Source organism: Amycolatopsis silviterrae, from assembly GCF_042684085.1.
In the GTDB taxonomy this organism is placed as follows: Bacteria; Actinomycetota; Actinomycetes; order Mycobacteriales; family Pseudonocardiaceae; genus Amycolatopsis; species Amycolatopsis silviterrae.
Genome location: NZ_JBHUKS010000005.1, coordinates 164,135 through 173,217 on the forward strand (window position 1 = coordinate 164,135; position 9,083 = coordinate 173,217).

8 protein-coding genes are annotated in these 9,083 nt (G+C 70.2%); all 8 read left to right on the forward strand.

Annotated elements, in window-relative coordinates:
* Nucleotides 1–18: 18 nt before the first annotated feature.
* Nucleotides 19–1,200 (forward strand): Gfo/Idh/MocA family protein, encoded by a 1,182-nt coding sequence (locus ACFSVL_RS08965; protein ID WP_378302313.1) that lies wholly within the window; start codon nucleotides 19–21, stop codon nucleotides 1,198–1,200.
* 46 nt (nucleotides 1,201–1,246) lie between these two features.
* Nucleotides 1,247–2,530: an ABC transporter substrate-binding protein gene (locus ACFSVL_RS08970; protein WP_378302315.1), complete on the forward strand. Its 1,284-nt coding sequence runs from the start codon at nucleotides 1,247–1,249 to the stop codon at nucleotides 2,528–2,530.
* Nucleotides 2,531–2,541: 11 nt separating this feature from the next.
* The gene (locus tag ACFSVL_RS08975) at nucleotides 2,542–3,456 is read left to right on the forward strand and encodes a carbohydrate ABC transporter permease (protein ID WP_378302317.1); all 915 of its coding nucleotides are present in this window, start codon (nucleotides 2,542–2,544) and stop codon (nucleotides 3,454–3,456) included.
* The gene (locus ACFSVL_RS08980; RefSeq protein WP_378302319.1) at nucleotides 3,453–4,334 is read left to right on the forward strand and encodes a carbohydrate ABC transporter permease; all 882 of its coding nucleotides are present in this window, start codon (nucleotides 3,453–3,455) and stop codon (nucleotides 4,332–4,334) included. The genes ACFSVL_RS08975 and ACFSVL_RS08980 overlap by 4 nt, the downstream gene beginning before the upstream one ends.
* Nucleotides 4,335–4,360: 26 nt before the next feature.
* Nucleotides 4,361–5,302, forward strand: a complete 942-nt coding sequence (locus tag ACFSVL_RS08985; protein WP_378302321.1) for a carbohydrate kinase family protein — start codon at nucleotides 4,361–4,363, stop codon at nucleotides 5,300–5,302.
* Entirely contained in the window at nucleotides 5,299–6,603 is a 1,305-nt protein-coding gene (gene melA / locus ACFSVL_RS08990; RefSeq protein ID WP_378302323.1) for an alpha-glucosidase/alpha-galactosidase, read from the forward strand. The genes ACFSVL_RS08985 and melA overlap by 4 nt, the downstream gene beginning before the upstream one ends.
* Nucleotides 6,604–6,834: 231 nt before the next feature.
* Nucleotides 6,835–7,671 (forward strand): endo alpha-1,4 polygalactosaminidase, encoded by an 837-nt coding sequence (locus ACFSVL_RS08995; RefSeq protein ID WP_378302324.1) that lies wholly within the window; start codon nucleotides 6,835–6,837, stop codon nucleotides 7,669–7,671.
* 52 nt (nucleotides 7,672–7,723) lie between these two features.
* Nucleotides 7,724–8,506, forward strand: a complete 783-nt coding sequence (locus ACFSVL_RS09000; RefSeq protein ID WP_378302326.1) for a class I SAM-dependent methyltransferase — start codon at nucleotides 7,724–7,726, stop codon at nucleotides 8,504–8,506.
* Nucleotides 8,507–9,083 lie beyond the last annotated feature (577 nt).

Genomic DNA, 9,083 nt, shown 5'->3' on the forward strand with positions numbered 1-9,083 from the left:
CAGACGTGAGGTGGCGACGTGGTGAATCCCGGGGTGCTGCGGGTCGGCGTAGTCGGTGTCGGCCTCCGCGCCGGAATCGCGCGGCACGTAGCGGAATCCGGGGTCGCGGCGGAGATCGTGGCCGCTTCGGACCCGCACGAGCGGGGCCGCGAGCGAGCGCGCGACCTGTTCGGCGCGGTCGACATCGTGGCCGGGCACGCGGAGCTGGCGAAGCTGGTCGACGCCGCGATCGTGACCGCACCGGACTGGACGCACGCCGAGATCGCCATCGACCTGCTGCGCGCCGGAGTGGCGGTATACCTCGAAAAACCGCTCGCCACCACGCTTCCGGACGCCGACGCGGTCCTCGCCGCCGCGCGGGAGACCGGCACCCCGCTCTACATCGGACACAACTTCCGCCACTCGGCGGTCGTCCGCGCACTGCACGGTGTGGTCGAACGCGGCGAGATCGGCGAGGTGAAAGCCGTGTGGTGCCGCCATTTCGTCGGCAACGGCGGCGACTACTACTTCAAGGACTGGCACGCCGACCGGCTCAAAGTGAACTCGTTGCTGCTGCAGAAAGCCAGCCACGACCTCGACGTCATCCACTACCTCGCCGGCGGCTTCACCCGCCGTGTCACCGCGATGGGCGACCTGGCCGTCTACGGCGGCATCACCGACCGAAGCGGCCAGGGCGACCGGCTCGCCGACGACTGGTTCTCCTTCGACAACTGGCCGCCCGCCGCGCAAACCGGCCTCAACCCGGTCGTCGACGTCGAAGACCTGTCAATGGTCCACATGCGACTCGACAACGGCGTGCTCGCCAGCTACGAACAGTGCCATTTCACCCCCGACTACTGGCGCAACTACACCGTGATCGGCACCGAAGGCCGCGCGGAGAACTTCGGCGACACCGGCGGCGGCGTGGTGAAGGTGTGGAATCGCCGCCGCGAATGGTCGGCTGAGGGCGACCGCGAGCACCCGATCGACGGCGTCGTCTCCGGCCACTCCGACGCGGATCTCCTGACTATGACGGAGTTTCTGCGCTACGTCACCCGCGGCGACCCGCCGGAGCTGTCGCCGGTCGCCGCCCGCGAGGCCGTGGCGGCGGGCGCGCTCGCCACCCAGTCCCTGCGTTCCGGCTCCGTGCCGGTCGATGTCCCGCCGCTGCCCGCCGCGGTGGCCGCCTATTTCTCCCCGCCGGAAGGAACCCGCAGATGACGTCCCCCGCCCGTCAGCTCCGCCCGCACCGCTAGGAGGCACTCCCATGCGCGTGCGAACCCTGACCCGCCGCGGGTTTCTCCGCGGCGCGGCGGCCGTGGCGCTGGTGCCCGCCGCCGCGGCGTGCGCCGAGGCCCCCGCCGCCACCACCGGGCCGGTCACCGTCGAAATGTGGCACGGCCAGAACGACACCGGCCTCAAGGTCCTCAAGCAGCTGGCCGCCGCGTTCCAGCGCGAGCACCCGGACATCCGGATCGACCTCGGCGGCGGCGTGCTCGCCGACGCCATGCTGCAGAAGGTGACCGCGGCGCTCGCGTCCGGTTCCTACCCGGACATCGCGTACGTCTTCGGCTCCGACCTCTCCAGCATCGCCCGCAGCCCGCGGGTGGCCGACATGGACGACGTCGTGCACGGCGGCGCGCAGTTCTGGAAACCCGCGCTCGAAGCGGTCACCGTGAACGGCCGCGTCCGCGCGGTGCCGGCGATGCTCGACTCGCTGGCCGTCGCGTGCAACAAGAAACTGTTCCAGCAGCACGGGATTCCGCTTCCGGACGATTCCTGGCGCTGGCCGGATTTCGTGGCCGCCGCGAAGAAACTGACCGACCGGAACCAGGGGCAGTTCGGCACGGCCTGGCCCGGCGCGGGCGACGAGGACACCGTCTGGCGGCTGTGGCCGATGATCTGGGACCTCGGCGGCACCATCGTCGGGCAGGACGGCCGCAGCATCGGCTTCGCCGACAGCGGCGTGCAGGCGCTCGAGGTCATCCGGAGCCTGGCCGCCGACCGCAGTGTCTACATCGACCCGAAACCGGGCTCCGAGCAGATGTACCAGGCGTTCGCCTCGGGCCGGATCGCGATGGTGCCGACCGGGCCGTGGCAGCTGCCCGACATCGTCGACGCGGGCCTCGACTACCACATCGCCCCGCTCCCCACGTTCACCGGAAAGCCGATCACCATCTCCGGGCCGGACACCTGGACGGTGTTCGACAACGGCGACCGCCGCCTCGCCGCGGCCAAGACGTTCCTGCGGTGGCTCACCGCCCCGTCCCAGGACGTCGTCTGGGACGTCGGGGCGGGCAGCCTCCCGCTGAGTGCCGAGTCGCAGCGGCTTCCGGAGTGGCAGCGCAAAACGAAGGACACCGCGGGGCTTTCCGTGTTCGTCCAGTCGCTCGAAAACTCGCACGTCCGCGCCAACCACCCCGCCTATCCGCAGGTTTCGCAGGCCGTCGCCGCCGCGATCGTGTCCGTGCTGCTCGGGCGCGCGACCCCCGCCGACGCCATGCGCGACTGCGCTTCCGCGGCCAACGCCGCCCTCGTCATCCCCCGATAGGACCCCCGCTCATGTCCGTACATCCCGGCCCGATCACAGTCGCTCCGGCCGCCAAGACCCGCCGGCGGCGCGAGACCGCCGCCGCCTGGGCCTACCTGAGTCCCTCGGTCGTCGTCATCATCGGCCTCGGGCTCGTGCCCGTGGTGTGGTCGCTGATCCTGTCGTTCCAGGCCGACGACCTCGTCACCCCGTCCCGGTTCGTCGGCGTCGACAACTACGCGGCGCTCGCCCAGGACCCGCACTTCGGCCAGGCGGTCGGCAACACGCTGCTGTACACGGCGTTATACGTCCCGCTCAGCATCGTGCTCGGCCTCGCGCTGGCGCTCGCGCTGAACCGGCGGGTGCGCTTCATCGGCGCGTACCGGACGCTGATGTTCGTCCCGTTCGTGCTGTCGGCCACCGCGCAGGGCGTCCTGTTCTCGTTCATCCTCGACCCGGAATTCGGCGTCGCGAACTCGGTGCTGCACCGGATCGGCCTGAGCCCGCAAGGGTTTCTGACCGATCCGTCGCAGGCGCTGCTGGTACTGGTGGCCATCACGCTGTGGAGCGGCACCGGCTTCTGCATGGTGGTGTTCCTGGCCGCGCTGCAGGATGTGCCGCCGTCGCTCATCGAAGCCGCGCGGCTGGACGGCGCCGGCCCGTTCCGGATCCTGCGGCACGTGACGCTGCCCGCGGTCCTGCCGGTGACCACCTTTCTCACGCTGTGGCAGCTGATCCAATCGCTGCAGGTATTCGACCTGACCTACGTCACCACCAAGGGCGGGCCGCTCGGGTCGACCACGGTGATCGTCTACTTCATCTGGCAACAGGCCTTCCAGAACTTCACCGCCGGATACGGCGCCGCCGCCGCGTACGTGCTCGCCGTCGTGCTGCTGGCGCTCGGGCTGGGCGTCCGGTTGCTGCGTCGTAACAAGGAGGCTCGATGACGACGCGCGCGCAGGTCGCCCCCGTTTCCACCACTCAGCTGCCCGACGTGCTCCGCAGGCGCTGGCGGCTGCCGTTCAGCCCGTGGCATCTGCTGCTGGCCCCGCTGGCGTTGCTGTTCGCGGCTCCGCTGGTGTGGCTGCTGCTCAGTTCGGTGATGAGCAACGCGGAGATCAACCGGTTCCCGCCGTCGCTGTGGCCGTCCGGGATCGACTTCTCCGGCTACCGGTACGTGCTGGAGAACGCGCTGTTCCTGCGCTGGTTCACCAACTCGCTGATCGTGTCGGTCGTGACCGTGGCGGCCAACCTCGTCTTCGGCTCGCTCGGCGGCTACGCGTTCGCGCGGATGCGGTTCCGCGGGTCGAAGGTGATGCTCGGGCTGATGATGGCGACCATGGCGGTGCCGTTCCAGCTCACCATGATCCCGACGTTCCTGGTCATGAAGAAGCTCGGCCTCATCGACTCGCTCGGCGCGCTGATCGTCCCGTCGCTGGTCACGCCGTTCGCGGTGTTCCTGCTGCGGCAGTTCTTCCTGTCGCTGCCGCGCGAACTGGAGGAGGCGGCCTGGATCGACGGCTGCTCGCGGCTGCGGGTGCTGGTCCGGATCGTGCTCCCGCTGTCCCGGCCGGCGCTGAGCACGGTCGCGGTGCTGACCTTCCTCAGCACCTGGAACGACCTCACCTGGCCGCTGATCGCGATCAACCACGACACCCAGTACACGCTGCAGCTCGGCCTGACCACCTTCCAGGGACAGCACCACACCAACTGGGCGGCGGTGATGGCCGGGAACGTGATCACCGTGCTGCCGGTGCTGCTGGCCTTCCTCGGCGCGCAGAAGACGTTCATCCAGTCCATCACCTCCAGCGGCCTCAAAGGCTGAACCGCACTCCTCCAGAGGAACCACGCATGCCGCACCCCTTCGACCTGCTCGTGCTCGGCGACGTCAACCCCGACGTCGTCCTCGGGCCGCTGACCGGCGACCTCGACTTCCGGCAACGGGAGAACCTCGTCGGCCACGGCACGCTCACGCTCGGCGGGTCCGCCGCGATCACCGCCGCCGGAGCCGCCCGGCTCGGGCTGAAGGTCGCTTTCGCCGGGCGGATCGGCGACGACGCCGCCGGTCGCTTCGTCCGCGACATCCTCGCCGAGCGCGGCGTCGATACCCAGGCCCTCACGGTGGATCCGTCCTTGCCGACGCCGCTCACCGCGATCCTGACCCGCGACGGCAGCCGGGCCATCGTCACGAGTTCCGGAGTGCTGGACGCGGTGTCGGCCGCGGACGTCCCCGAGCATCTGCTGGCGAGCGCCCGGCACGTCCACGCCTCGTCCTACTTCCTGATGCCCGCTCTCGCCGCCGGGTTGCCGGAGCTGTTCCGCATCGCCCGGTCGCACGGCGCGACGACCTCGCTGGACACCAACGACGATCCGGCGCGGCAGTGGGATCCGCTCGGCATCCCGTTGGTGCTCAAGGAAACCGACTTCCTCTTGCCCAATGCCGCCGAGGCACTGCAGCTGTCCGGAAAATCCAGCCTGCTTGACGCTGCGGCGCATCTAGCCGCGCACGGTCCGTCGGTCGTCGTCAAGAACGGTGCCGACGGCGCGATCGCCCACCACCGCGGCGAAACCGTCACGGTTCCCGCGTCCCCGATCACCCCGCTCGACACCGTCGGCGCCGGAGACAGCTTCAACGCCGCGTTCCTCGCCGCGACGCTGCGCGGTCTGCCGCTTCCCGACGCGTTGCGAGCCGGGGTCGCGGGCGGCGGCCGGTCGACGCTCGCGCGCGGCGGGATCGACGGCCAACCGACCTGGAACGAACTTTTCCCCCTCACCGAAACGGAAAGCGCATGACCACCAAGATCACCTTCGTCGGCGCCGGCAGCGTCGTGTTCACCCAGGGCCTGCTCGCGGACCTGTTCGCCTATCCCGAACTGGGCGAGGTGCACGTCGCGCTGCACGACATCGACCCGGAACGCCTGCGCGTCGCGCACGCGGCAGCCGGCCGGATCGCCGAAGCCCGCGGCGCGAAGCCCGTCCTCACCGCGCACGCCGACCGCCGCGAAGCCCTCGCGGGCGCGGACTTCGTCATCAACATGGTCCAAATCGGAATGGGCGAGGCTACCCGCGTCGACTTCGACATTCCCGCTCGTTTCGGCGTGAAGCAGACCATCGGCGACACGCTCGGCGTCGGCGGGATTTTCCGTGCCCTGCGCACCTTCCCGTTCCTGCGCGAACTCGGCGCGGACATCGCCGACGTGTGCCCGCAGGCGTGGCTGCTGAACTACACCAACCCGATGGCGATGAACGTGCAGTACCTGTCCGAGACGCTCGGCTCCGATCGCGTGGTCGGTCTCTGCCATTCGGTGTACTGGACGGTGCACGACCTGGCCGCGCTGCTGGAAGTGCCGCTGTCCGAGGTCACCTACCACGCCGCCGGGATCAACCACCAGGCCTGGATCCTGCGGCTGGAACACCAGGGCGCCGACCTGTACCCGCGGCTCGCCGAACTCGCCGAGGACCCGCAGCTGCGGCGGCGCGTCCGGTTCGACATGTTCCGCAAGCTCGGCTACTACCCCACCGAAACCAGCGAGCACTCCTCCGAATACGTGCCCTGGTATCTCGGCCACGCCAGCGAAATCGAACGGCTGCGGCTGCCGATCGGCGCGTATCTCGACGTGGTGGCGGAAAACGAAGCCGAATACGAGCGCACCCGCCAGGCCGTCGAGCGCGACGAACCGCTCACCGTCGAAGGCACCAACGAATACGCGCCGCAGATCATCCACAGCGTCGTCACCGGCACGCCGCGCACTGTTTACGGCAACGTGCTCAACCGCGGGCTGATCCCGAATCTCCCGGCGACCGGGGCCGTCGAGGTGCCGTGCCTCGCCGACGCCACCGGCATCCGGCCCACGCGCGTCGACGCGCTCCCGCCGCAGCTGGCCGCGCTCAACCGCACCTACCTGAGCACGACGGAACTCGTGGTGCGCGCGGCGATCGAGGACGATCCGCGGCACATCCGGCACGCGGCGATGACCGATCCCGCCACCGCGGCAGCGCTTCCGGTGGAACGGATCTGGGAACTGTGCGACGAAATGGTGCGCGCGCACGGCGACGCGCTTCAGCCGGGATTGCGCGCGACGCTGGGCAGCTGATCTCGTGAGCGGCGCTGCCGGTTCTAACCGGCATCGCCACTCACAAGGCCGGAACTGTCCTTGACGGCGCGGCGCGGTGATCCGCTAAACTTCTGGTGCCTGCCGGACGGGCAGGCGCCAGAAGTACGCCCAGCCGGTAATGCGGTTTCCCCGCGAGCCCGGACCCAGTCGCCAGGATGTTTTCGGAACCTCCGAGGCGGGGACGTACTCACCCATCGCTGGAGTCACCAGATGCATTCGCTTCCTGGTCGGATTTCTCGCGCGACCGCGGCGGCCGCGCTGCTCGTCGGCAGTTCGGCGTGCGCGCTCGGAACCGCGGGCACGGCGGAAAGCGCGCCGCTGCCCTCGGCTCAGGTGCGGGACATTCCGCTGCCGGCCCCGCACGCCGGTTTCGATTACCAGATCGGCGGCCCCTACGCGCCGCCCCCGGGCGTCCAGGTGGTCAGCCGCGACCACAGCGCGCCGGCGGAGGCCGGGCTGTACAACATCTGCTACGTCAACGCTTTCCAGGCACAGCCCGACGCCGAAAACGAATGGGGCGACCTGGTCCTGCGCGACGCCGACGGCAACGTCGTCAAGGATCCGGACTGGAACGAGGCGCTGCTCGACCTGCGCACCGCGGACAAACGGGGCCGGATCGCGGACAAGGTCGGCGTCTGGATCGACGAGTGCGCGGGCAAGGGCTACCAGGCCGTCGAGCCGGACAACTACGACAGCTTCACCCGGTCGCAGGACTTGCTCAGCGCGCAGAACGCGCAGGACCTCGTCAAGCTGCTTTCCGCGCACGCGCACGGAAAAGGCCTCGCGATTGCCCAAAAGAACACCTCGGAGCTGGCTTCCTCGCGGGCGGCGAACGGTCTCGACTTCGCCGTCGCCGAGGAATGCGGCGAACAGGACAATTGCGCGGAGTACACGCAATACTTCGGCAACCACGTGATCGTCATCGAATACACCGAAGCCGGGCTCCGGAACGCGTGTGCCAAGTGGGGCAACACTCTCAGCGTCGTCCGCCGCGACCGGGACGTCACGCCGAAGGGCGATTCCGCCTACGTCCGCGAAACCTGCTGAGACTTCCGCCACCCTGCCAGCGCCGTTTCGCGGACGCTGGCAGGGTGGGGGAATGGACGACGATTACCCGTTCGACAACGCGAGCGCTCCGGCGAACGACCGGATGTCCGCCCTCCAGGCGAGTTACGACGCGGCGACGGTCGAGCACCTGGCGAATCTCGGCGTCGGCCCCGGATGGTCCTGCTGGGAGATCGGCGCGGGCGGCGGGTCGATCGCCCGGTGGCTGGCCGAGCGGGCCGGGGCGGACGGCCACGTGCTGGCCACCGACGTCGACACCCGACTGCTCGCCGATCTGCCCTCGAACACCTCGGTGGTGCACCACGACGTGCGCGAAGAACCGGTGCCGGACCGGAAATTCGACCTGATCCACGCCCGGCTGGTGCTGATCCACTTCCCGGAACGGGACGAACTGGTCGCCAAACTCTCCGCCGCGCTCGCCCCCGGCGGATGGCTGGTCCTCGAAGAGATCGAAGCGCGCGGGCAGACCGTGCTGGAGACGCCCGACGAGGCGAGCGCCTCGGTTTTCCGTTCCGTGCAAGGCCGGATCATCGACCTGCTCGAACGAGCGGGCAGCGACGTCGAGTGGGCCGGACGGCTGCCGGACGTGCTGGCCGGGGCCGGGCTGCGCGAGATCGGCAGCGGGCGCGTGACGACCCGGTGGCCGGGCGGCGGGACGGAAATCCGGGTGCTGGCGGCGAATTCGCTGGAACTGGCGGACAAACTGGCCGAGGAGGGCGTGCCGGCGGAGGAGCTTGAGCAGTTCCGGAAGGTGCTCGGGGATCCGCGGTTCACGGTGTCGTCCTATCCGCTGGTGTCGGCCTGGGGGCGCGGCTGATCCGGTGGGCTGGGGCAGTTCCGCCGAACGCTCGCCGATTCGAGGTGCGCTCGGCGGGATCGCCTTGATGCGAACGGTTCTGCCGGTGCTGGCGGGAATGCCGGTCTCAGCGGCCCTTCCTGCCCGGCTGACGGCCAGCGGTGCCCACCGACTCCCCTGAGCGCTCGCCGATCCGACGCGCTCTCGGCAGGATCGCCTTGATGCCAGCGGTTCCGCCGGTGCCGATGGGGATATCGGCCCGGCCCGGCAGACGGCCACCGAGCCTGCAGTCTGGACTATCCCCACGCCAGGGACCTCAGGCGGCGCTGTGGGCACCCTTGAGGCTCGTCTTCCCCGGCCAAAGAACCTGGCCAGGGCCGGTGCCGCTCGTGGCGAGCCGACGGGTCGGCGTCGGCGGGTCGGCGGCAGCGAGTCGGGTCGGGTCGGCGGCAGCGAGTCGGCGGCGGCGTGTCGGGTCGGGTCGGCGGCAGCGAGTCGGCGGCGGCGGGTCGGCGGCGGCGGGTCGGGCCGGCGGCGGGTCGGGCCGGCGGCGGGTCGGGCCGGCGGCGGGTCGGGCCGGCGGCGGGTCGGGCCGGCG

Coding starts and splice junctions, on each gene's coding strand:
- ACFSVL_RS08970 (WP_378302315.1), top strand. CDS start 1,247: ATGCGCGTGCGAACCCTGACCCGCCGCGGGTTTCTCCGCGGCGCGGCG.
- ACFSVL_RS08975 (WP_378302317.1), top strand. CDS start 2,542: ATGTCCGTACATCCCGGCCCGATCACAGTCGCTCCGGCCGCCAAGACC.
- ACFSVL_RS08980 (WP_378302319.1), top strand. CDS start 3,453: ATGACGACGCGCGCGCAGGTCGCCCCCGTTTCCACCACTCAGCTGCCC.
- ACFSVL_RS08985 (WP_378302321.1), top strand. CDS start 4,361: ATGCCGCACCCCTTCGACCTGCTCGTGCTCGGCGACGTCAACCCCGAC.
- melA (WP_378302323.1), top strand. CDS start 5,299: ATGACCACCAAGATCACCTTCGTCGGCGCCGGCAGCGTCGTGTTCACC.
- ACFSVL_RS08995 (WP_378302324.1), top strand. CDS start 6,835: ATGCATTCGCTTCCTGGTCGGATTTCTCGCGCGACCGCGGCGGCCGCG.
- ACFSVL_RS09000 (WP_378302326.1), top strand. CDS start 7,724: ATGGACGACGATTACCCGTTCGACAACGCGAGCGCTCCGGCGAACGAC.